The 22,684-nt window shown below is 59.0% G+C and carries 17 protein-coding genes; 16 read left to right on the top strand and 1 reads right to left on the bottom strand.

Translation table 11 applies throughout. The features are described 5' to 3' along the window. Positions 1–286: 286 nt before the first annotated feature. Positions 287–466 carry a hypothetical protein gene (locus ACWKWM_RS10610; protein WP_483846110.1) on the bottom strand — a complete coding sequence of 60 codons (180 nt, stop codon included), beginning with the start codon at positions 464–466 and terminating at the stop codon, positions 287–289. A 270-nt stretch (positions 467–736) separates the two neighbouring features. On the opposite strand from ACWKWM_RS10610, the gene ACWKWM_RS10605 reads away from it, so the two are divergent. The 16 genes from ACWKWM_RS10605 to ACWKWM_RS10530 all read left to right on the top strand — a co-directional run bounded on the left by ACWKWM_RS10605 (position 737) and on the right by ACWKWM_RS10530 (position 22,679). Continuing rightward, positions 737–1,477 carry a flagellar basal body rod protein FlgF gene (locus ACWKWM_RS10605; RefSeq protein WP_483846109.1) on the top strand — a complete coding sequence of 247 codons (741 nt, stop codon included), beginning with the start codon at positions 737–739 and terminating at the stop codon, positions 1,475–1,477. A gap of 46 nt (positions 1,478–1,523) precedes the next feature. Further along, complete coding sequence (gene flgG / locus ACWKWM_RS10600; RefSeq protein WP_483837404.1) at positions 1,524–2,312, top strand: flagellar basal-body rod protein FlgG; 789 nt, start codon at positions 1,524–1,526, stop codon at positions 2,310–2,312. Positions 2,313–2,393: 81 nt separating this feature from the next. Then, complete coding sequence (flgH, locus tag ACWKWM_RS10595; protein WP_483846108.1) at positions 2,394–3,107, top strand: flagellar basal body L-ring protein FlgH; 714 nt, start codon at positions 2,394–2,396, stop codon at positions 3,105–3,107. A 13-nt stretch (positions 3,108–3,120) separates the two neighbouring features. Next, on the top strand, positions 3,121–4,230 hold the full coding sequence (locus ACWKWM_RS10590; protein WP_483846107.1) for a flagellar basal body P-ring protein FlgI: 1,110 nt from the start codon (positions 3,121–3,123) through the stop codon (positions 4,228–4,230). A 9-nt stretch (positions 4,231–4,239) separates the two neighbouring features. After that, positions 4,240–5,541: a flagellar assembly peptidoglycan hydrolase FlgJ gene (gene flgJ, locus ACWKWM_RS10585; RefSeq protein WP_483846106.1), complete on the top strand. Its 1,302-nt coding sequence runs from the start codon at positions 4,240–4,242 to the stop codon at positions 5,539–5,541. 10 nt (positions 5,542–5,551) lie between these two features. Continuing rightward, positions 5,552–7,594 (top strand): flagellar hook-associated protein FlgK, encoded by a 2,043-nt coding sequence (flgK, locus tag ACWKWM_RS10580; protein ID WP_483846105.1) that lies wholly within the window; start codon positions 5,552–5,554, stop codon positions 7,592–7,594. A gap of 13 nt (positions 7,595–7,607) precedes the next feature. Beyond that, positions 7,608–9,191, top strand: a complete 1,584-nt coding sequence (locus ACWKWM_RS10575; protein WP_483846104.1) for a flagellar hook-associated protein 3 — start codon at positions 7,608–7,610, stop codon at positions 9,189–9,191. A 124-nt stretch (positions 9,192–9,315) separates the two neighbouring features. Beyond that, positions 9,316–12,915: a glycosyltransferase gene (locus ACWKWM_RS10570; RefSeq protein ID WP_483846103.1), complete on the top strand. Its 3,600-nt coding sequence runs from the start codon at positions 9,316–9,318 to the stop codon at positions 12,913–12,915. 507 nt (positions 12,916–13,422) lie between these two features. Continuing rightward, positions 13,423–14,196, top strand: coding sequence for a glucose-1-phosphate cytidylyltransferase (gene rfbF / locus ACWKWM_RS10565; protein ID WP_483846102.1), 774 nt, complete (start codon positions 13,423–13,425; stop codon positions 14,194–14,196). Then, entirely contained in the window at positions 14,187–15,260 is a 1,074-nt protein-coding gene (gene rfbG / locus ACWKWM_RS10560) for a CDP-glucose 4,6-dehydratase (RefSeq protein WP_483846269.1), read from the top strand. Before rfbF ends, rfbG begins: the two co-directional genes overlap by 10 nt. After that, entirely contained in the window at positions 15,257–15,817 is a 561-nt protein-coding gene (locus ACWKWM_RS10555; protein WP_483846101.1) for a dTDP-4-dehydrorhamnose 3,5-epimerase family protein, read from the top strand. Before rfbG ends, ACWKWM_RS10555 begins: the two co-directional genes overlap by 4 nt. Next, the gene (locus ACWKWM_RS10550; RefSeq protein ID WP_483846100.1) at positions 15,814–17,037 is read left to right on the top strand and encodes a methyltransferase domain-containing protein; all 1,224 of its coding nucleotides are present in this window, start codon (positions 15,814–15,816) and stop codon (positions 17,035–17,037) included. The genes ACWKWM_RS10555 and ACWKWM_RS10550 overlap by 4 nt, the downstream gene beginning before the upstream one ends. Next, positions 17,034–17,900 carry an NAD-dependent epimerase/dehydratase family protein gene (locus ACWKWM_RS10545; protein WP_483846099.1) on the top strand — a complete coding sequence of 289 codons (867 nt, stop codon included), beginning with the start codon at positions 17,034–17,036 and terminating at the stop codon, positions 17,898–17,900. Before ACWKWM_RS10550 ends, ACWKWM_RS10545 begins: the two co-directional genes overlap by 4 nt. Further along, the gene (locus ACWKWM_RS10540; protein WP_483846098.1) at positions 17,890–18,981 is read left to right on the top strand and encodes a class I SAM-dependent methyltransferase; all 1,092 of its coding nucleotides are present in this window, start codon (positions 17,890–17,892) and stop codon (positions 18,979–18,981) included. The genes ACWKWM_RS10545 and ACWKWM_RS10540 overlap by 11 nt, the downstream gene beginning before the upstream one ends. Further along, positions 18,974–19,708, top strand: a complete 735-nt coding sequence (locus ACWKWM_RS10535; RefSeq protein WP_483846097.1) for a cephalosporin hydroxylase family protein — start codon at positions 18,974–18,976, stop codon at positions 19,706–19,708. The genes ACWKWM_RS10540 and ACWKWM_RS10535 overlap by 8 nt, the downstream gene beginning before the upstream one ends. A 55-nt stretch (positions 19,709–19,763) precedes the next feature. Further along, entirely contained in the window at positions 19,764–22,679 is a 2,916-nt protein-coding gene (locus ACWKWM_RS10530) for a TIGR00180 family glycosyltransferase (protein ID WP_483846096.1), read from the top strand. Positions 22,680–22,684: the final 5 nt, after the last annotated feature.

Raw genomic sequence — 22,684 nt, 5'->3', positions numbered from 1 at the left:
GATCTCTCGCGAACAAGTTCGCTCCTACAGGGCCTGTATCGTTTTCGCGATCTGCTTCTGCCGAAGGCGTAGGAGCCTTGCTTGCAGGCGATCTGGCGCGAAGCGGCAGAAAACCCTGTGAATGCGGTGAACCTGACACAACGGATTCGCATGGTTTCGTGACTGCTCTGTAGGAGCGAATTCATTCGCGAGGCGTTGGTAAGGGCGACGCATCTATGGCGTCAGGTAGATCTCTCGCGAACAAGTTCGCTCCTACAGATCGACCGTCGTCATGGTCATCATCTGCCTACATCGAACAATCAGACTTCACAAACGGCCCTGCAATCCGGGTCCAGCCTTTGCCGGGGCTGGTTTGGGCGCAGAAGGTGTTGTCCTTGCCTTGCCAGATCCAGTAATGCGCGGGCCTGGCCATGGCCGATGCCGAACAGGCGCAAAGAAGCAGGGTGAGAGCGAGGCGCAAGGGCATGTCGGTTTTCCGTTCTAAAGGCTGTGTGTCGAGATTGCTGCAAGGATCGCTCCGCGTGTGCAGTTTTTTTGGCGTCCTGCCTGGCGATTCGGAAGCAAAGCGGCGGTCTGCCGTCGCGCTGGATCTTGCCGCCGCGAACTCATAGGTCGCCACCCCCGGAACCATTGGAAAATCAGGGCTTTGTATCACGCCTGACAAACTGGTTCGATTATTGCTATGTCCTGTTTAGAACAGCTACAGGCGGCAAGCGTCTGTCGGAGGAGGAAGACTGTGGACAAGTTGCTTTACGTCGCCATGAGCGGTGCATCTGAAAACGCCATCGCGCAAAAGGCTCACGCCAACAACCTGGCGAACGTCTCGACCAACGGCTTTCAGCGCGACCTCGAACAGGCGCGCTCCATGCCGGTGTTCGGTGATGTCCTGCCGTCTCGCGCGTATGCGATGAGCGAACGCCCCGGCACCGACTTCAGCGCCGGCACCATGATCGACACCGGTCGTGATCTGGACGTCGCCGTTAAAGGTGATGGCTGGATGGCGGTGCAGACTCCCGACGGTGGCGAAGCGTACACCCGCACGTCCAGCATGAACATTGACGCGCTTGGCGTATTGCGTGATGGCAATGGATTGCCGGTCATGGGCAACAGCGGGCCGATTGCCGTGCCGCCGCAGCAGCAGATCGAGATCGGCGCCGACGGCACGATCAGCGTTCGATCCCTGGGTGAAAGCCCACAGGTGATGGCCGAAATCGACCGCATTAAGCTCGTCCGTCCCGACATGGCGAACATGGAAAAAGGCCCCGACGGCCTGATGCACACCAAGGATGGCAAGGCTGCGACGGTGGACGCGAATGTGCAGGTCGAGTCCGGATTTCTGCAGTCGAGCAACGTCAACGCGGTCGCGGAAATGACTTCGGTGCTGGCGCTTTCTCGTCAATTCGAATTGCACATCAAGATGATGAAGACCGCTGAGCAAGATGACGAGTCGATGGCTCGCGTCTTGCAAATGGGCTAATGACTGACAGCTTGCGCCGATAATCAGGCGCTCGAGGAGATTTAGAATGCTTCCGGCACTTTATGTGGCTAAAACCGGCCTGGCCGCTCAGGACACCAACCTGACGACCATTTCGAACAACCTGGCTAACGTTTCGACCACGGGTTTCAAAAGTGATCGGGCCGAATTTCAGGACCTGCTCTATCAGATCAAGCGTCAGCCAGGTGCTCAGTCCACACAGGACAGCGAGCTGCCAACCGGCCTGCAACTGGGTACCGGTGTGCGCATCGTCGGCACGCAGAAAAACTTCACCGCCGGCAGCCTGCAAGTCACCAACCAGCCGCTGGACATGGCCGTGAACGGTCGTGGTTTCTTCCAGATTCGTCAGCCTGACGGCACCCTGGCGTACACCCGTGACGGTACTTTCCACCTGGACAGTAACGGCCAGATCGTGACCTCCAACGGTTACGCCCTGGAGCCCGCCATTGTCGTGCCGCAGGATTCCCAGACCTTCACCGTCGGCGAAGACGGCACGGTGTCGATCACCACGTCGACCAACGCGGCCACGCCGCAAGTGATCGGCAACGTACAGACCGCAGACTTCATCAACCCGGCCGGCCTGCAATCCCAAGGCGGCAACCTGTATCTGGAAACCGCTTCCAGCGGCGCGCCGCAAGTCGGTACGCCTGGCCTGAACGGTCTGGGCGTGGTCAAGCAGAACACCCTGGAAAACTCCAACGTCAGCACCGTTGAAGAGCTGGTGAACATGATCACCACTCAGCGCGCCTACGAGATGAACTCCAAAGTGATCTCGACCGCCGACTCGATGCTGCAGTACGTCACGCAGAACCTGTAACACTCGATGCACCCTGACCCAATTGTCGAAACTGATGGGGCGCCTGATTCGCGCCTGCTACACCGCGAGGTTTTAAGTGTCATGAAACGGCTTCCTGTTCTGCGGCTTTGTGTGTTGGTAGCGTCGGTCTGCGGACTGTCGGTATTGGCTGGCTGCGTTGCGCCAACGGCCAAGCCCAATGACCCTTATTACGCGCCGGTGTTGCCGCGCACGCCGTTGCCTTCGGCGGCCAACAACGGCTCCATCTATCAAGCAGGCTTCGAGCAGAACCTGTACGGGGATCGCAAGGCTTATCGGGTGGGCGACATCATCACCATCACGCTTTCCGAACGCATGGCCGCGAGCAAAGCCGCCAGTTCCGGGATCAGCAAGACCAGCAAAACCAGCGTCGGTCTGACCTCGCTGTTCGGCGCCGGTCTCAGCACCAACAACCCGGTGGGCGGCGGCAACCTTAGCCTGGACGCTGGCTACAGCGGCGACCGGGCGACCAAGGGCTCCGGCACTGCAGCGCAGAGCAACACCCTGACCGGTTCGGTAACCGTGACGGTGGCCGACGTGTTGCCCAATGGCATTTTGTCGGTGCGCGGCGAGAAGTGGATGACGCTCAACACCGGTGACGAATTGGTGCGCATTGCGGGCCTGATTCGCGCCGATGACATCGCGACCGATAACACCGTTTCGTCCACTCGCGTGGCCGACGCGCGCATTACTTATTCCGGTACAGGCGCGTTTGCCGATTCCAGCCAGCCAGGGTGGTTCGACCGATTCTTCCTCAGCCCGTTGTTCCCTTTCTGATCGCGGGATGGCCATGACCAATTTCAAGCAACTGATAGCGGCAGCCTTGCTGATGACCTCAGCCTTCGGTGCTCACGCCGAACGTCTGAAGGACATCGCCAGCATCTCCGGCGTGCGGACCAACCAATTGATCGGCTACGGTCTGGTGGTGGGGCTTAACGGCACCGGCGACCAGACCACGCAGACCCCGTTCACCCTGCAGACCTTCAACAACATGCTTTCGCAGTTCGGCATCAAGGTGCCGGCCGGCTCCGGCACCGTGCAGTTGAAGAACGTGGCGGCGGTGGCGGTGTATGCCGATTTGCCAGCGTTCTCCAAACCCGGTCAGCAGATCGACATCACCGTTTCGTCCATCGGTAACTCCAAGAGCCTGCGCGGCGGGGCGTTGCTGATGACGCCGATGAAGGGTATCGACGGCAACGTCTACGCGGTCGCTCAGGGCAACCTGGTGGTCGGTGGCTTTGACGCGGAAGGTCGCGACGGCTCGAAGATCACGGTCAACGTGCCGTCATCGGGTCGCATTCCCGGCGGCGCTTCGGTAGAACGCACGGTGCCGAGTGGTTTCAATCAGGGCAACTCGCTGACGCTGAACCTCAATCGCTCCGACTTCACGACCGCCAAGCGCGTGGTCGACAAGATCAACGACATGCTCGGCCCTGGCGTCGCTCAGGCACTGGACGGTGGGTCTGTGCGCGTCACTGCGCCACTGGATCCTAACCAGCGCGTCGACTATTTGTCGGTGCTGGAAAACCTTGAAATCGATCCGGGCCAGACCTCGGCCAAAGTCATCATCAACTCGCGAACCGGCACCATCGTCATCGGCCAGAACGTCAAAGTGTCGCCTGCCGCCGTGACCCACGGCAGCTTGACCGTGACCATCACCGAAGACCCGATCGTCAGTCAGCCGGGGGCGTTTTCCAACGGCCAGACCGCTGTGGTCCCGCGCTCGAAAGTCAACGCTCAGCAAGAGCTGCACCCGATGTTCAAGTTCGGCCCAGGCACCACGCTGGACGAGATCGTGCGGGCGGTTAACCAGGTCGGCGCGGCACCGGGCGACTTGATGGCGATTCTCGAAGCCTTGAAGCAGGCCGGCGCGTTGCAAGCCGACCTGATCGTGATTTAAGGACAGCTGATGAACATTCCGAGCGGCGTGTCTGGCGGTACAGCGGCATCAGGTGATTCGGGGGCGTATACCGACCTCAATCGCCTGACCGCTCTGAAGACCGGCGACCGCGACAGCGATGCCAACCTGAAAAAGGTCGCTCAGGAATTCGAGTCGCTTTTTGTCAGCCAGATGCTCAAGGCCATGCGCTCGGCCAACGAAGTCCTGGCCAAAGACAACCCGATGAACACCGCAGCCACGCGGCAGTATCAGGACATGTACGACCAGCAGTTGTCGGTCAGCATGTCCCGCGAAGGCGGCGGTATCGGCTTGCAGGACGTGCTGATGCGTCAGCTGTCTAAAAACAAGACCGGCGTCGTGCCCGCTGCCTCTGCCATCGACGAGGCAACCAAGGCTGCCGCAGCAAAAACCGACGGTGCCGTTGCGCAGACCGGGCTGGCGACGAAAGTTGCCCAGCGTCCGTTGTGGGCAACACGCTCTGTGGCGGCAACTGCAACGACGTTGGCCGAGGGCGTCACGCCGCACAACGACGTTGCCGCACTCAACTCCCGTCGCCTGGCGCTGCCGAGCAAACTGGCCGACCGGATCATGGCTGGCATCGTGCCAAACACCGCTGCGGGGGCGCAGGATGCAGCCGCCAGCGCCACGACCCTGAAAAACCGTATCGCGATTTCCAATGCCGTCGCCGCCTCAAAAAGCACCGGCAGCCAAGGCAACGGCGACTGGACGTTGGGCCCGGAATATTCAGCCCCGGCCCATCCGTACCTGCGCACCATGGCGCAACCGCCACTGGCGCCCGGCAAGAGCGCTTTCACCAGCCACGACCAGTTCGTCGCGACCATGCTGCCACTGGCCAAGGAGGCCGCCGCACGTATCGGCGTAGATCCAAGCGTGCTGGTCGCCCAAGCAGCGCTGGAAACCGGTTGGGGCAAATCGATCATGCGTCAACAAGATGGCAGCAGCAGCTACAACCTGTTCGGCATCAAAGCGCAGGCCGGCTGGAAAGGCCCTGAAGCACGGGCGATCACCAGCGAGTTTCGCGACGGGCAGATGGTCAAGGAAACGGCGGACTTCCGTTCCTACGACTCTTACGCCAGCAGCTTCCATGACCTGGTGAGCTTCCTGCAAAACAACAACCGCTATCAAGCAACGCTCAAATCGGCCGATAACCCTGAACAGTTTGTGAAAGAACTGCAGAAGGCCGGCTACGCCACTGATCCGGACTACGCCAGCAAGATTTCACAGATAGCGAAACAGATGAAGAGTGACCAGACCTACGCAGCCGTATCGGGCTCTTCCACGACTTTATAAGGCTTGAACCATGTCACTGATTTCAATTGGGCTTTCAGGGCTGTACGCCAGCAGCGCGGCGATGAACACCATCGGTAACAACACCGCCAACGTTGATACCCAGGGTTATTCGCGCCAGCAGGTGATGACTGTCGCCAGTGCACAGCAAAATACCGGAGTCGGCTTTGTCGGCACCGGTACGACGCTGTCCGACGTGCGCCGGGTCTACAACAGTTACCTCGATAGCCAATTGCAGACCAGTACCGCGCTCAGTGCCGATGCGACGGCCTATCTGGGTCAGGCCAGTAAACTGGACTCGATGCTGTCGGACAGCTCGACCGGTGTCAGCACTGTGCTTACCAACTTTTTCACCAGCTTGCAGGCGGTCGGCAAAGACGGGACTTCAGTGGCGGCGCGCACGACGTTTCTGAAATCGGCGCAGTCGCTGTCAGCGCAATTCAACTCCATCTCGGCGCAGATGCAGGGTCAGAACTCGAGCATCAATAGCCAACTGACGTCTTTGTCCGGCCAGGTCAACTCTCTGGCGTCGACGATTGCCAACCTCAATGGCCAGATCACCACGGCCCGTGGCGGTGGCAGTGAACCGAACTCGTTGCTGGATGCGCGTAACGAAGCGGTGCGCCAGCTCAACGATCTGGTCGGCGCCAAAGTGGTGGAAACCAACGGCGCCTACGATGTCTCGATCGGTTCCGGTCAGCCGCTGGTTGTCGGTAATACGGCCAATAGTGTCTCGGCCGCGCCAAGCGACAGCGACCCCAGTCAATATGCGCTCAAGATCAACTCGGCGCAGGGCAGTTCAGACATCTCTACGGTGGTCACCGGCGGCACCATCGGTGGCCTGCTGCGTTATCGCAGTGAAGTGTTGCAACCTGCGGTCAACGAGTTGGGACGCCTGGCGCTGGTGGTCTCGGATCAGGTCAACAGTCAGCTCAATCAGGGCATCGACAGCAACGGCGATTTTGGCGCCAACCTGTTCAACAGCATCAATGATCCGAGCCTGACCGGCCAACGCAGCATTGGTGCTGCCGGGAACAGCGCAGGCTCCGGCAATCTGGATGTGACCATTGCCAACACCGGCGCCCTGACCACCAACGACTACAAAGTGACCTTCACCAGCGCCACCGGTTACAGCGTCAAGCGCTTGCCGGATGGCAAAGACATGGGCGCCTTTGATCTGGGGACAACGCCCCCTCCGGTGATCGACGGGTTTTCCTTGAAGCTGGACGGCAACGCGGTGGCCGCTGGCGACAGTTTCAAGGTATCGCCGACCCGCACCGGCGCGTCTGGCATCACCACGGTCATGACCGACACCAAGACCATCGCCGCCGCCTCGCCGCTGACCGGCAGCATTGGCACCAACCAAGGCACCGGCCAGTTCGGCCAGCCGACGCTGACCACGACTTCGGACATCTACAACACGACGGCCACGGCTGATCTGCGCACGGCGCTCGACAGCTCGATGCCGGTCAGACTGGTCATGGGCGACGTCACCAATGGCTCGCAAAGCTACAAGCTGGTGGATGCCTCGGGCAAGGCCGTCAACGATGCGTCGGGCAACGCGATCACCGGCAATATCGTGCCGGGCCAGAGCAACGATTTGAGTTTTGAAGTGGGCTACACCGACTCCGCGGGCGCAGCGCAGTCCTACAAATTCGGCATGACCCTGTCCGGTTCGCCAACCTCGGCCGATACCTACAACATCGACCTGACCGGCGCAGGCTCCTCGGACAACCGAAATGCCAACGCCGCGCTGGCCCTGCAGACCAAGCAAACCGTAGACATCGCTGCTGCCAACGGCACCGGCATGAGCCTGAGTGACTCCAACAAGAACCTGATTCAGACCGTCGGCGCCCAGGCCAGCCAGGCCAAGAACGACACCACAGCCACCACCGCCGTGCTGACCCAGGCCAAGGCCGCTCGCGATGGTGTGTCGGGCGTGTCCCTGGACGAAGAGGCCGCCAACCTGATCAAGTATCAGCAGTACTACACGGCGTCGTCGCAGATCATCAAAGCCGCTCAAGCCATTTTCAGCACGCTGATCAACAGTCTTTAAGGAGTCGTAATCCATGCGTATTTCAACTGCTCAGTTTTACGAAACCAGTGCGTCCAACTACCAGCGCACGTACGCCAACGTCGTCAAGACCGGCGACGAAGTGTCCAGTCAGGTCAAACTCAACACCGCCGGTGATGACCCCATCGGCGCAGCCCGTGTCCTGGAACTTCAACAGCAAGGCTCGATGCTGCTGCAGTACAAATCCAATATCGAGAACATCAACACCAACGTCGTCCAGACCGAGACCGCACTGACCGCCATCACCTCGGCTATTCAGCGCGCTCAGGAGTTGGTGCTAGGTGCTGGCAATGCCACGTTCACTGACGATGACCGTGAGGCCAACGCGCAGGAGCTCAAGCAGCTGCAGGATCAAGTTCTTGGTCTGATGAACAGCCAGGACGCCGACGGCAATTACATCTTCTCGGGCTCGAAATCCACCACGCCGCCTTACGCGATCAACCCCGATGGCAGCTACAGCTATCAGGGCGATCAGAGCCTGAACCAGCTGGATATCGGCAACGGTATTTCCATGGCCAGCAACACCACGGGCTGGGATGCATTCGAGAAAGCGATCAACACCACGCGCACCTCAGCGACGCTGACCTCGCCTGCGGTCAATGACAACGTCATCTCGTTGTCCGGCGGAACCGTGGCTTCCGACGCGACTTACAACGCCAAGTTCACCGGAGGCCAGCCATACACCATTACTTTCCAGAGCAGCACCCAATACAAGATCCTCGATGCCTCCGGGGCCGACGTTACGGCTGAAGCTTCGGGCGCCGGCAAGTTCACGTCGACCAATGCGGCCAACCAGACCATTAACTTCCGTGGGGTGGAGTTGGGTTTGAACGTCAACCTGACGGATGCCCAGTATGGCAATGCGGGCCAGGCCGACAGTGCTGTCGCGGGCCATACTTTTCAGCTTGCGGTGTCGCCTAGCTCGATCAGTACCGCACGCATGCCTGGGAATACGTCGACTACTGTCATCACCAGTTCATCTGTAACCGACCAGACCAAATTCAACGAAAGCTTCCCGTCAGGGGGCACGATTCTCAAGTTCACCAGCGCCACTGCTTTCGATATGTACGCCGCACCCTATGACGCGACCACCAGTAAGCCGATTTCGAGCGGCAATGTGTCGGGCAATACCGCAACAGCGGCGGGCGTGACGTTTAATCTCAGCGGCGCGCCAGCTTTGGGTGACCAGTTCACTGCTAACTCGGCGACTCAGCAGAGCCAGAACATCCTCAACACCCTGTCGTCGGTCATCACGGCGCTCAATACGCCAGCGGATGCCGATCCGGTGGCCAAGCAGAAGCTTGAGGCATCGTTGGCCTCGGCTATCGGCAACCTGAAAAGTGCGTCAAACGTGATCAACACGGCTATCGGGGATGGCGGAGCGCGAACTGCAACAGCCATCTCCCAAGGCACCACAAACCAGGTGCTGATCGACAACGGCACCACTGAAGCGGGCACCATCACCGCTTCCGATCCGGTCGATGCCATCGCTCGGCTGACTTTGCAGAAAACCATGCTCCAGGCCTCTCAGCTGGTGTTCACCCAGCTGTCTGCGTTGAACCTGTTCAGCAAGCTCTAATTGCGTGTCAGGTGGCAGGGTTGGCGTTGGCCAGCGCTGCCGGCCCTGCGCGCCAACCGTTATTGTCAGTGGTTCCACAGATCCTGCATCCTCTGGGTGTGTGTGCCGCTTGTGAGTCAGTCCTGTGAATTCATCTCCCCTCGTCAGCATCGTCATCCCGGCCTTCAATCCACGTTTTTTTCAGCGGGCGCTGCAAGGAGCCTTAGCGCAGACTTACTCCAACATTGAAGTCGTCGTCTGCGACGACTCTGCGGGCAATGAGATTCAGACCGTTTTTGAGGCTTTAGCCAAAGTCAGTCCAGTGTCGTTGCGTTATGTGCGCAACTCGCATCGCCTTGGCTTCGCAGGAAACCTGCTCGAGTGCCTGAGCCACGCCCAAGGTGAGTACATCAAGTTCTTGTGCGACGACGATCAGCTGTTTTCTCAGTCAGTTTCGATGCAGGCAGAACAATTGACCGCCTACGCCGATATCAATCTGGTAATCAGCCAACGGCTGTTCTGGGATGCCGACGACACGCAGCTGCCTGCACGCCTTGAAAACAGCGCGCTGGCACCCGACAGTGCGGTGTTCAATGGCGACGACTTGCTGGCCATTTTCGAGAACTTTCCGCTGAACTTCCTGGGTGGTCTAAGCAGCTCGCTTCTTCGGCGCGCTGATGTTGGGGAGTTCTTACCAGCACTGACTCAGCCCGGCCACTGCTTCACTGCATTGCTGGACCTTGCGCTATACGTGTGTTTGATGCGACGCGGCAACGTGATGGTGCTTAACAATGTGCTAAGTGTGGAGCGGCTGCATCCGGAGCGCCTCACGAGGCAGCAGTCGGTACGCGACGTCTTGGGTATAGAGCGAGACTGGCTGGTGCAGATGCTCAAGGCGCGCAGCGGCGATCCGTCAATAGGTAAAGGCTGGGTGCGTTATCAGCCAATGATTGGCACAGAACTCGAAAGACGCGTCTGGGAAGAGATGCCGCTGGCGCGAAGCCTGGGGACCAAGCAGTCGACACAGCAATGGCGGATTGGGACAGCTAGCGAAAGCTTCGCTGAACTTTACGCACAGTGGCTGGCCTGCCGCACCCTGACTCAAGTGCAGCAGGAGCAGTTGCCCAATACGCTGGCGCATTGGTCTTCGCGACCGAAAATTGTACCGGTCATTATCGATGAAGCCGGGAGCAGGTCTAGCCTTAGTGTCACGCTCGAAAGTCTCGACGCTCAACTGTATGCGCCGGAACTTACGCTGGTGCTGTCGTGCAATTGCCAGGAGGCGCGCCTGGATGGACAGGTCTTCAGCTTGCCGCTGCAAGACGATATTCATGCCCAGCTCAATGAACTGCTTTTTCAACTTGAAGGCGCACAATGGTTTTACCTTCTGCGCGCTGGCGATCGTTTGGTCAAACCAGCGCTGCTGATGCTCGCGGAGCGCGTGGCCGTCAACGATCGCCTGCAGTGTGTGTACAGTGATGAAGGCGCACTGCGCGATGGTGAATCGGCAGAACCAGTATTCAAGCCGGATTTCAATCTGGACCTGCTGCGCTGCTACCCCTACATCGGGCGTGCGCTGGCGATAAGTCGCGAGGGCCTGATGCAGGCAGGGGGGTTCGACAGTAGCTTCGGCATGCTAGCGCCTCACGATCTTATTTGGCGCCTCGTCGAAAAAGGTGGCGACGTCGTGGTCGGCCATCTCAGTGAGGTAGCAGTGGAGTCGCAACTGCCATTGTCTCAATGGTTGGCGTTGCCGCGAGTGGTCGAGGAAAATCTCAACGTTGTACGCGCGCATTTGCAGCGATGCGCAATCGACCATCGGATTGACCATGGCGATAAATTGACGCTCATCAATCGTGTTCGCTATCTGCACTCCGATCAGCCGCTGGTGTCGATCATTGTCATTGTGAAGGATCAACTCGCCGCACTGCAACGTTGCGTGGAGAGCTTGCTCGGCAACACGGGTTACAGCCGTTACGAACTGCTGATCGTGGATAACCAAAGCGAACATCCTGAAACCCGTGCCTGGCTGGACGGCATGGGGCAACTCGACAATGTGCGCATTCGTGTTCTTAGGCAGCCGGGTAGGGAAAGTCACGTCAGCCTTTACAACGCGGCGGCCCAAGACGCCCGGGGCGAATACTTGTTGCTGCTCAGTCCCTACACCGTGATTACTCACAAGGACTGGCTTGAGGAGTTGATCGGTCAGGCACAGCGGCCCGAAGTCGGGGTGGTGGGGCCAATGCTGTTCGGCCCTGGCGGACAGATCGTTCAAGCTGGTCTGATTCTGGGGTTGCATGGCGCGGTCGGCGTGCCGTTCGCCGGTGAGTCGATGCGCGCCAGCGGCTATATGCAACGGTTGCAGGCTGTGCATGATCTCAGCGCAGTGGGTGGCGAATGTCTGATGGTGCGCAAGGCAATCTTCGACGAAGTCGGTGGTCTTGATAAATCTCAGGCTAATCGTGACCTGATGTATGTCGATCTTTGCCTTCGTTTGCGAGAGCGCGGCTATCTGGTGGTGTGGACACCGCATGCCCTGATAGCGCTGGGCTCGCAACCCGCGGTTGTTCAGGATCCAGCTTGGCGGGCGCGGCGGGGCGAGGAAGAGCGGCGCTTTCTGTTGCGTTGGCTGCCCCTGGTCGCGCGTGATCCGTCTTATAACCCCAATCTTTCACTGACCAGCCTCGGGGGCACCAGCTTTGATCTGGAGCCAGGGCTGAACAGCGGCTGGACGCCGTTCTCCAAAGCGCAGCTGCCCAATGTGCTGGCGTTACCGATCAACGCCTCTGCAATCGGCTACTACCGAGTGACCGAACCGCTGATGGCTCTGGAGTCGGCGGGCAGGGCAGTGGGTGTTATCAATTACGGCCTGCCAAGCATTATCGAGATCGAGCGCCAGTTGCCTGACGTCATCGTGTTGCAGGGGCGTTACAGCGAGGAGCGCGTCGAAGAAATCGTGTCTTTGAAGACCTATTCCAAGGCGCGACGGATCTTTGAGCTCGACGACTACGTTATCCAGGTGCCCAAGAAGAACGAACACGTTCGCGGTATGCCGGATCGAGCGGAAATGGAGCGTTACGTGCGTCGCGGCATTTCCCTATGTGACCGTGTGGTGGTGTCGACGCAGCCTCTGGCCGATGCTTTGTCGTCAATGCACAGCGACATCCGCGTCGTGCCGAACATGCTCACGCCCCAAGCTTGGGATGGACTCATAAGCCAGCGCCGCACCAGTAAAAAGCCCCGCGTGGGCTGGGGTGGTGGAACCAGCCATACGGGGGATCTGGAAATTATTGCAGAGGTGGTACGTGAACTGGCGGACGAAGTGGACTGGGTATTCTTTGGCATGTGCCCCGATTTACTTCGCCCGTACATCCACGAATTTCATCCAGTAGTGGATTTGGCTGTCTACCCTAAAAAGCTCGCCAGCCTTAACCTAGATCTGGCAGTGGCGCCGTTGGAACAACACATTTTCAACGACTGCAAAAGCAATCTGCGGCTATTGGAATACGGGGCATGCGGTTATCCGGTGATATGCACCGAAACCGCGGCCTACAAGGGTTATCTGCCACGCACGCAAATCCACACCAACAGTACTTCGGAATGGCTCAGGGCCATCCGTGATCACCTTTCAGATCCAGACGCCAGCTACCGCCAAGGTGATGCCCTTCATGAAGCGGTGATGCGCGATTTCATGCTACGCGGTGACAATCTTCAGCACTGGGTGAATGGGTGGCTCGCAGATTGAGGCCGGTTAAAACGAGACCTGCGTTGCAATTGATTTGACAGCCTGAACATTCGGGTTCGATTCCCTCATTTGTATTGGTCGGCGGCAGCGCCGGTTCCTTGCGCACAGCCTTGTCGATATTGGCGCCCACCTGGATGTCGGGCTTTTCGCGGCCGGTTGTTCCTTTCCGGGAAAAGTACTTCAAAGCTGTCCTCCATGGCTGCGTCCCACTGATATTCAATCCCTCGGCGTTGCCGGACACCCCACAGTCCGGCGCCGCGAAATGTGCTTTGAAGCACTTTGCACTCTAACTAGATAGCGTCTGAACCTGCCCCCCCCCCCGCGGAGGGCCTTTGCCGTCTTTCCCTAGCTGTACGAAGTGGCGCGGTTCCTGCAGGTACTGGTTATATCGCCATAAATCACGCATTTCAGGCGCTTGACTGTCAGCCGTAGAACGGCAGGGGTGCCGGATATCTCAACGCCCGCTCTTGTGCGGCTGAGTTCTGTACGGAACATGAGGGGTTGCAATTGAAGGTAGTTATTCTGGCAGGCGGGCTCGGTACGCGGATCAGCGAGGAATCGCATCTTAAACCCAAGCCAATGATCGAAATCGGAGGAAAGCCAATTCTCTGGCACATTATGAAGCAGTATTCCGCCCACGGGATTCATGATTTCGTGATCTGTCTCGGCTACAAGGGCTACGCGATCAAGGATTTCTTCGCCAACTATTTTCTGCATACCTCTGACGTCACGTTCGACATGCGCAATAACCGTATGGACGTACACCAGAATTACAGCGAGCCTTGGCGCGTAACGCTCGTCGATACCGGAGAGGAGACGCTGACTGGCGGCCGCCTGCGTCGCGCTCGCAAGTACGTTGAGGACGAAGAGGCCTTTTGCTTCACCTATGGCGACGGCGTGTCTGATCTAAATATCAGCGCTCTGGTCGATTTCCACCTTGGGCACGGCAAGCTCGCCACGGTCACGGCGGTTCAACCCCCAGGCCGTTACGGCGCGTTGAATCGCGAAGGCGATAAGGTTTTGGGGTTCACTGAAAAACCACGCGGCGACGGTGGCTGGATCAACGGTGGGTTCTTTGTGCTCTCGCCACAGGTTCTGCCGTACATTGAAAATGACATGACGTCGTGGGAGTCCGGCCCGCTGGATCGTCTCGCTGATCAGGGTGAGCTGATGGCGTTTCAGCACGAGGGCTTCTGGCACCCAATGGATACGCTGCGCGACAAGAACCTGCTAGAGGATCTTTGGCAGCGCGGGGAGGCCCCTTGGAAAAACTGGGCGTGACCCCTGCCTTCTGGCAAAAGAAACGCGTACTGCTGACCGGGCATACTGGATTCAAGGGCAGTTGGCTGGCGTTGTGGCTGGAAAGCATGGGCGCACAAGTTACCGGTTTCGCGCTTGACCCTGGCACGCGACCCAGCCTTTTTGAGCTGTCGGACGTGACATCAGGCGTGGATGATCATCGGGGTGACCTGCGCGACATGGCCGCGTTGCTTGGTGTGATAGCGCAGACGCGGCCGGAAATCGTTTTGCACCTGGCAGCGCAGCCATTGGTTCGCGAGGGCTACCGTGACCCGTTAGGCACCTATTCCAGTAACGTCATAGGCACGCTGAATCTGCTCGAAGCGATTCGCCAGTTAGGAGGCGTACGCGCTTGTGTTCTAGTTACCACCGACAAGGTCTACGCTAATCAGGAATGGCTTTGGCCGTATAGGGAAAACGAACCTCTCGGGGGACATGATCCGTATAGCAGCAGCAAGGCTTGCTGCGAGTTGCTGGCGCAGTCGTACGCAGCTTCGTTCTTTCACCCTGATCGTTACGCCGAACATGGTCTGGCCCTGGCAACTGCGCGCGCCGGTAATGTGTTGGGCGGTGGCGATTTCGCTCCCGAACGCCTGATTCCGGACGTGCTCAAGGCGTGGTCCGCCAATGAACCCGTGACCTTGCGCTATCCCAACGCCGTGCGTCCGTGGCAGCACGCGCTCGAGCCTTTGGCGGGATATCTGTTGTTGGCACAGAAGCTGTACCTGCACGGTGCCGATTACGACGGTGCTTGGAACTTCGGCCCAGGCGACAACGATATGTGCAGCGTGGGTGATGTGGTCGCGACGCTTGCCACACATTGGCCCCAAGCACCTGGGTTGCAGATCGAACCAACTGAAATGCACGAAGCCGGCATGCTACGGCTCGACAGCACTCGTGCGCGTCAATCCCTGCAATGGCAGCCACGCTGGTCGCTGGAGGAGTGCCTCAAGCACACACTGGACTGGCATCTGGCGTGGAAAACCGGCCAGGACATGCGTCTATTTACCTTAGGCCAACTGGCGCTGTATTCGGAGCACGCATGAACGAGATGCAGTTGAGCGCGTTGCCGCTGACCGGATTGTTCAGCATTCGCCATCGTCGCCACGCCGATGCGCGCGGCCAGTTCAGTCGGCTGTTCTGCGAAAGCGCTTTGCGCGCTTTCGGTCATCCGTTCCACATTCGTCAGGTCAATCACTCGGTGACTGCCGAGCGTGGCAGCGTGCGCGGTTTGCATTACCAGACCGCAGCCGCGCTAGAGGCCAAGTTCATTACGTGCCTGCGTGGCGCGGTGTGGGACGTCGTAGTGGACCTGAATCCGGAGTCGGCAACATTCTTGCAATGGTATGCGCAGCAACTGGAAGCCGGCGATGGTTGCAGCTTGTTGATCCCGGCTGGTTTCGCCCACGGTTTTCAGGCGTTGACCGACGATGCCGAATTACTTTACCTGCATAGCGCTGATTACGCGTCTGAGCACGAAGCCGGTTTGTCGGTCAATGACCCGCGGCTGGGGATCGAATGGCCCTTATCTGTCAAAAATCTGTCTGCGCGCGATGCCTGTCATCCTTTACTGGATCCGTCTTTCGCGGGAGTAAGTGTATGAACTGTCGAGGATGCGGCGCTGAACTGAAATTGCCACTGATTGACCTGGGGACTTCGCCGCCTTCCAATGCCTATCTGCGTGCTGATCAACTAAGTCAGGCCGAACAGTGGGTGCCGCTGAAAGTGGAGGTTTGCGAGCATTGCTGGCTGGTGCAGACCAATGATTACACCAGCGCCGATAGTCTCTTCGACGCTGATTACGCCTATTTCAGTTCCTATTCCAGTTCTTGGCTCGCCCATGCCGAATGCTACGTCGCCGAGATGGTGGAGCGCTTCAATCTGAATGCCGAAAGCTGTGTAGTTGAAGTCGCCGCCAATGACGGGTATCTGCTCCAGTATGTCGCCGCTCGTGGAATTGGCTGCCTGGGTATTGAACCGACTCACAGCACGGCAGAAGCGGCTCGCGCGAAGGGCCTGGAGATTCGCGAATTGTTCTTTGGCCAGAAGACCGCCAGTATGCTTCGCGATCAGGGTTGGTCGGCCGATTTGATGGCCGCCAACAACGTTCTGGCCCACGTCCCGTACATCAACGATTTCCTCAGTGGATTCGCGACCCTGCTCAAGCCGTCTGGCGTGGCGACGTTCGAGTTTCCGCACCTGCGGGCCCTGATGGCTGGCAATCAGTTCGACACGCTGTATCACGAACACTATTCCTACCTATCGCTGTCTTCGGTAAAAACCCTGTGCGAACGCAACGGGCTGCATGTTTTCGATGTGAGCGAGTTGCCGACCCATGGCGGCTCGCTGCGCGTGTTCGTGCAGCGCGACGACGGCGTGCAATCGATTCGCCCGAGCGTGGCACAAATGCTCGATAGGGAACTGAGCGCAGGGGTCAAGACACGTGGTTTCTATGCGACGCTGGCACCTGCAGCCGAGCGCATCAAATTTCAGTTGCTCGCGTTTTTGATCAAGGCCAAGGCTGATGGCAAACGGGTCGTCGGCTACGGCGCCGCGGCCAAAGGCAACACGCTGCTCAATTACGCAGGCGTAAGGGGCGACCTGCTCGCGTGGGTCGCCGACGCCAACCCGCACAAGCAGGGGAAATACCTGCCGGGCAGCCGGATTCCGGTGGTTTCGCCTGAACGTTTGGTTGAAGAAAAGCCCGATTTTGTCTTGGTCCTGCCTTGGAATCTACTTGAGGAAGTGAGGCAGCAACAGGCACAAGTGCATGCTTGGGGCGGACAATTCGTTATTGCCGTGCCCGAGTTGAGGTTGTTGTGAGCGCCGCTAAAATCCTCGTGACCGGCGCAACAGGCTTCGTTGGTCGCCACCTGGTGGGCGCATTGCTGCAGCGTGGTTTCGAGGTCCGGGCGGTGGCCCGCAACCTGGAGGCTGCACGGGTGTTGCCATGGTTCGGGGAGGTAGAGTTCGTCAAAGCGGACATTCAGGACAGTGATGCAGACATCGGTGCATTGACGCAGGGCGTGACCGCCTTGGCGCATCTCGCTTGGCCCGGTTTGCCTGACTACAACGGGCTGTTCCATTTCGAACGCAATCTCCCATGTGACTATGTTTTTATCCGGCGTGTGGTGCAGGCCGGCGTTAAGCAGGTACTGGTCACGGGTACGTGTTTCGAGTACGGCTTGCAAAACGGTCCGCTTCATGAAACGACACTTCCACAACCCGCTAATGCTTATGGGCTGGCAAAGAACTGCCTGCGTCTGTTTCTGGAAGCGCTGGCGCGCGAGCAGCCATTCACGTTGCAGTGGGCACGTTTGTTCTACCTGCATGGAGAAGGCCAGAATCCCAGAAGCCTGCTGGCCAGCCTTGAGCGTGCAATTGAAGCCAATGACGCAACCTTCAATATGTCCGCAGGCGAGCAGTTACGTGATTATCTGGCCGTAGAAACGGCAGCCGGGCACTTGGCGCAGGTCATGCAGTGCCCAGACTTCGCCGGCGTGATTAACATCTGCAGCGGCAAGCCGGTGTCGGTACGCACGCTGGTCGAGCAATGCCTGACGGCGCGTGGATCGTTGATGAAGCTCAATCTCGGCGTCTATGGTTACTCGGTGCATGAACCGATGGCGTTCTGGGGCAACCCCGATCGTTTGCAGCAGTTACTGGGAGCAGAACATGTCCTATGAGTTGTATCGCGTCACCGATCTGCCGGTCTTGCAGAATCGCACCTTTGCCGATGCCGCCAGCGCGCGGGCCTCTGCCAGGGGCGACGTGGTGCTGGTGCAGGACGCGGGAACCGGACTCATCCACAACCAGGCCTTCGACCCGGACAAGCTCGTCTACGACAGCAATTATCAGAACGAACAGGCCCATTCGGCGCAGTTCAAGCAGCATCTGGAAGACGTAGAGGGCGTGATCGGGCGGCACTTCAAAGGCCTGAGCCTGATCGAAGTCGGTTGCGGCAAGGGTTACTTTCTCGAACTGCTGCGCGACAAGGGTTACCCGATCACCGGCATTGATCCGGCCTACGAAGGCAGCAACGCCGACGTGGTCAAGCTGCCGTTCACCGCTGAACTGGGTTTGTCCGCCGATGCCGTGGTCCTGCGCCATGTGCTGGAACACATCCCGGACCCGCTGGCGTTCCTGCGGGAAATCGCCAAGGCCAATCAGGGCGGGCAGATCTATATCGAGGTGCCGTGTTTCGACTGGATTCTCGAACATAAGGCCTGGTTCGACGTCTTCTACGAGCACGTCAATTATTTCCGGCTCAATGACCTGCGCGGTCTGTTCGGCACGGTCCACGAAGCCGGGCATCTGTTCGGCGGACAGTACCTGTACGTGGTGGCTGATCTGGCGACCCTGCGCGAACCGCCAGCCGGCTGGGAGCGAGCGCGTTTGCCGCTGGATTTCACCGGCAGCATCGAGCGCGCCGTGGACATCATTCGCGCAGCACCCGGGCAGGGTGCGGCTATCTGGGGCGCTTCGTCCAAGGGCGTCATTTACTCGTTGTTCCTGCAGCGCGTCGGCGTCGCGGTGGATCACGTGGTCGATATCAACCCCGACAAGCAAGGCCGGTTCCTGCCGCTCAGTGGTCTGCGTGTGTCTTCGCCCCAGGAGGCGATGGACAGCCTTCCCGAAGGCGCCAACCTGTTTGTGATGAATTCCAACTATCTCCCGGAAATCAAACGGATGACCTCCGGCCGCTACGTCTACCACGCTGTCGACAGCGCCGACTTTCAATCTAATCGAGGCAACACACATGGCTAAGACTCCCGCGCAGATCTTCGAAGAAGAGTGCCATACCGAAATCGCGGCCCAGGGCAAGGACGAAAACCTCGGCCGCCTGTCGCGCGAGTTCTTCAATGAAACCGCCCGACACAAGTACAGCTACCACTTCTCGTGGATGGGCCGCCCGATCATTCAATACCCGCAAGACATGATTGCGATGCAGGAAATCATCTGGGCGCTGCGTCCGGATGTCATCGTCGAGACGGGCATTGCCCACGGTGGCTCGATCCTGTTCTACGCCTCCATGTTCGAGCTGATCGGCCATGGCGAAGTTATCGGTATCGACATCGATATCCGCCAACACAATCGCGAGGCCATCGAAGCCCACCCGATGAGTCATCGCGTCAGCATGATCCAGGGTTCGAGCATCGATTCGGCCATCGTTGAGCAGGTCCGCGAGCGCGTTGCCGGCAAGAAGGTGTTGGTCGTTCTGGATTCCAATCACACGCATCAGCACGTGCTGGAAGAGTTGCGTCTGTACGCGCCAATGGTGTCGGTGGGAAGTTACTGTGTGGTGATGGACACCGTGGTCGAAGACATGCCCGAAGACGCATTCCCTGACCGGCCGTGGGGCAAGGGCGATAACCCCAAGACCGCAGTGTGGACGTATCTCAAAGAAAACGGCGACTTCCAGATCGACTCCTCGATCGACCACAAGCTGCTGATTACCGTGGCGCCCGACGGTTATCTGCGCCGGGTCCGCTGAGTCGGATTACACAGTCAACACGTCAATTGCGCAGTCTCGGTGGTAGGAATAGGTGATGAAAGGCAATAACAGCTTCGAACTCGTTGCACCGCTTGGCGAATTGCTGACGGTCGTGCTGATGACGCACAACCGCCCGGAGTTCCTTCGCCGTGCCTTGCAGTACTACAGTGATTTGCCCTGCAAAGTGCTGGTGCTCGATTCCTCGCCTCAGGCGCTGGAAGTTGTTGACCATCCCTCGATCGACTACCGGCACTTGCCGCAATATGCCTATTGGGGCTTGCAGGCCAAGCTGTTCTTCGGCGTCAAGCAAGTCACCACGCCGTTCATGGTCTTCGCCGCGGACGACGATTTCATCGTGCACAGCGCGCTGGTCGAATCAGTGGCCTTCCTTGAGGCAAATCCTGATTACGGCATGTGCCACGGCTACTGCCTGATGTACCTGGCGATGGCCAATCAGGTGCGTTACTTCCGTCGCGACAAAAAGGTCCAGGAAGACTACAACGCCGAATCCGGCGAGCAGCGCGTGCTCGATTACATGCGCCAGTACCTTCCGCCGTTTTATGCCGTGACTTGCACCTCGTTGATCAACGAATGGTACGACGCGATGCCGGAGGGCACCCGGTTCGAATGGCAGGAAATCGGCCACGTCTATTTTCTGCTGGCCCGGGCCAAGGCGCGCGTGCTGCCGATCGGCTATGTGGTGCGCGAAATCAACGTGGGCTACTCGGACCACAACACCGAGGTCTACGCCTCGCTGGCTCAACTGGAGCCGAAAATGGTCGCCGAGCGAGAAGCCTTCGCCGGTTTCCTCGCCTCGTTGCCCCTGGAGCTTAACGCCGATCCGCAGCACGGCAGGAAGGTCGCGCTGGAAAGCTTCGAAGCCATGGCCGACAGCTTGCGAAAGGGCACTGCACTGACTGCCGAGCCGATCTTCCGCTCGCAGTGGACCAGTCCCGAAGACGGCCCGGCGCGCGTATTCGGTCCCAAGCAATACGTTGAAATGCCTTTCTACAATCAGGCGTTCTTCGATGAGCTGACACACTGTGAATTCCTGATTCACACCATGCCCGCCGGACGCATCCAGCTCGATGAGCTGGAGGGCGTATGGGTGCGGCAGGGCGAGCTTCTGGCCACTCACAGCAACGACGTCCCGGAAACCGTGATCAACCGTCTGTGGGAAGCCATGGACCTGAGTGCGTTCAATCGCCAGGTCGTGGACAAGCTATCGACACAGTTGACCGCGCTGGGCGATGAGGCCGCGCCGATGATGGCAGCATGGGCACAGAGGCTTTCCTACGCTCCGGATTACGATATCCCGGCGACGCTGGCGAAGACACAGTCCGGCCTTCTGCTGGACTGGCTATCCCGTCGCAGCCCGGACGCCGAACAAGCGCAGGCCATTTCCGTCCATCTGGATGCCAACGGCGGCGGCCCTCGTTTTGGCGTGTTGCTGCTCAACTTCGACGACGACATGGATAAGCTCCAGGCCACTCTGGACAGTCTGGTCGAAGGCAACAAAAAGTCGTTCAGGATTGTTGTGTTCACCACAGGCGACGCCCCAGCGGCCACGACCATCAACAACACACTTCATTTCGTTAAAGTCACCCGCAGAAACCATGTTGATAAGCTCAATCAGGCCGTACGGCAGATGGCGTGCGACTGGCTTCTGCTGGCCGAGGTCGGCGACATCTTTACGCCAGCTGGGCTGACTAGGGCGAGCCTGGAACTGCTCGGCGCCGCTCAGGTGCGTGCAGTGTCGTGCGACGAGATTCAGCGTCAAAGCAGCGGCGCGCTGAAAGTTGCTTTCCGTCCAGGCTTTAACCTCGACTTGTTGCAAAGCGTGCCCAGTTTGATGGCGCGCCACTGGCTTATTCGCCGGGATGTAATTTTGGAGGTTGGCGGCTATTCGGCCGATTACAGCGATGCGTTGGAGTTCGATCTGTTGTTGCGCATCATCGAGCAGGGCGGCCTTGGTGGGCTGGCCCATCTGGACGAACCTCTGCTGATTTGCGCGGCACCGGTGCTTGAAGAAAACGCCCATGAGCGACTGACTTTGATTCGCCATCTTGGCACGCGCGGCTACAAGGCGTTGGTAACCAGCGCCGAGCCGGGGACTTGGCAAATCGACTACCGGCACGACCAGCGCCCGCACGTGTCGGTCATCCTGCATGGCATCGGTGATCTGCAAGCGCTGGAACGTTGTGTGACCAACATCGTGCAGCGCACGCGTTATTCAGGCTATGAGGTGGTAATAGCGGCACAGGACGCGCCAACTGCAGAGAGTGCTGAATGGCTCGGCTGCGTTGATCAACTCAGTGGCCGTCTGCGCGTGGTGCATAACGACAGTGCTCTGTGCCCTGCAGCCTTTCTCAACCAAGTCGCGCAACAGGCCAAAGGCGAATTCCTGGTCTTGCTTGCGGCCGATGCTGTGGTGGTGAACCCGAACTGGCTCGGCTCCCTGCTCAATCAGGCACTGCGCCCGGAAGTCGGTGTGGTCGGCGCCAAGCTGATCGATGAAGCCGGCAAAGTGACCCAGGCAGGCCTGATCCTCGGCTTTGACGGTGTGGGCTCGGGCTTTATCGGTGAAGCCAAGGATGCGCCGGGCTACATGCAGCGCTTGATCGTCGAGCAGAACTACTCTGCCGTTTCAGCGACCTGCATGATGGTGCCCAAAGCATTGTTCCAAGCGGCAGGCGGGCTTGACACCGAGCATTTCGCTGACGCCTTTGGCGATATCGACCTGTGCCTGAAAGTTGCGCAGGGCGGCTATCTCACGGTGTGGACGCCTCAGGTGCATGTGATACATCCCGGCCTGCTTGCGGACGCGCCGGCTGCGCTGGCCGCCTTGCAGGCCAAATGGCCAAATAGCTTCGATCACGACCTGGCATATAACAAGAACTTGGCTCGCAGCGCAAAGGGCTTCACCCTCGGCAACCCCTCCAGTGTGAACTGGGCGAGGTTGCTCGCTTAAGGTCA

This window comes from Pseudomonas rosaeacicularis, from assembly GCF_057128745.1.
This window is presented reverse-complemented; position numbering and strand designations above follow the sequence as displayed.

Bases quoted from the DNA above. Each gene is read 5' to 3' on its own strand.
- ACWKWM_RS10610 (WP_483846110.1), bottom strand. From the start codon at position 466: ATGCCCTTGCGCCTCGCTCTCACCCTGCTTCTTTGCGCCTGTTCGGCA.
- flgG (WP_483837404.1), top strand. From the start codon at position 1,524: ATGCTTCCGGCACTTTATGTGGCTAAAACCGGCCTGGCCGCTCAGGAC.
- flgH (WP_483846108.1), top strand. From the start codon at position 2,394: ATGAAACGGCTTCCTGTTCTGCGGCTTTGTGTGTTGGTAGCGTCGGTC.
- ACWKWM_RS10590 (WP_483846107.1), top strand. From the start codon at position 3,121: ATGACCAATTTCAAGCAACTGATAGCGGCAGCCTTGCTGATGACCTCA.
- flgJ (WP_483846106.1), top strand. From the start codon at position 4,240: ATGAACATTCCGAGCGGCGTGTCTGGCGGTACAGCGGCATCAGGTGAT.
- flgK (WP_483846105.1), top strand. From the start codon at position 5,552: ATGTCACTGATTTCAATTGGGCTTTCAGGGCTGTACGCCAGCAGCGCG.
- ACWKWM_RS10575 (WP_483846104.1), top strand. From the start codon at position 7,608: ATGCGTATTTCAACTGCTCAGTTTTACGAAACCAGTGCGTCCAACTAC.
- ACWKWM_RS10555 (WP_483846101.1), top strand. From the start codon at position 15,257: ATGAACGAGATGCAGTTGAGCGCGTTGCCGCTGACCGGATTGTTCAGC.
- ACWKWM_RS10550 (WP_483846100.1), top strand. From the start codon at position 15,814: ATGAACTGTCGAGGATGCGGCGCTGAACTGAAATTGCCACTGATTGAC.
- ACWKWM_RS10540 (WP_483846098.1), top strand. From the start codon at position 17,890: ATGTCCTATGAGTTGTATCGCGTCACCGATCTGCCGGTCTTGCAGAAT.
- ACWKWM_RS10535 (WP_483846097.1), top strand. From the start codon at position 18,974: ATGGCTAAGACTCCCGCGCAGATCTTCGAAGAAGAGTGCCATACCGAA.
- ACWKWM_RS10530 (WP_483846096.1), top strand. From the start codon at position 19,764: ATGAAAGGCAATAACAGCTTCGAACTCGTTGCACCGCTTGGCGAATTG.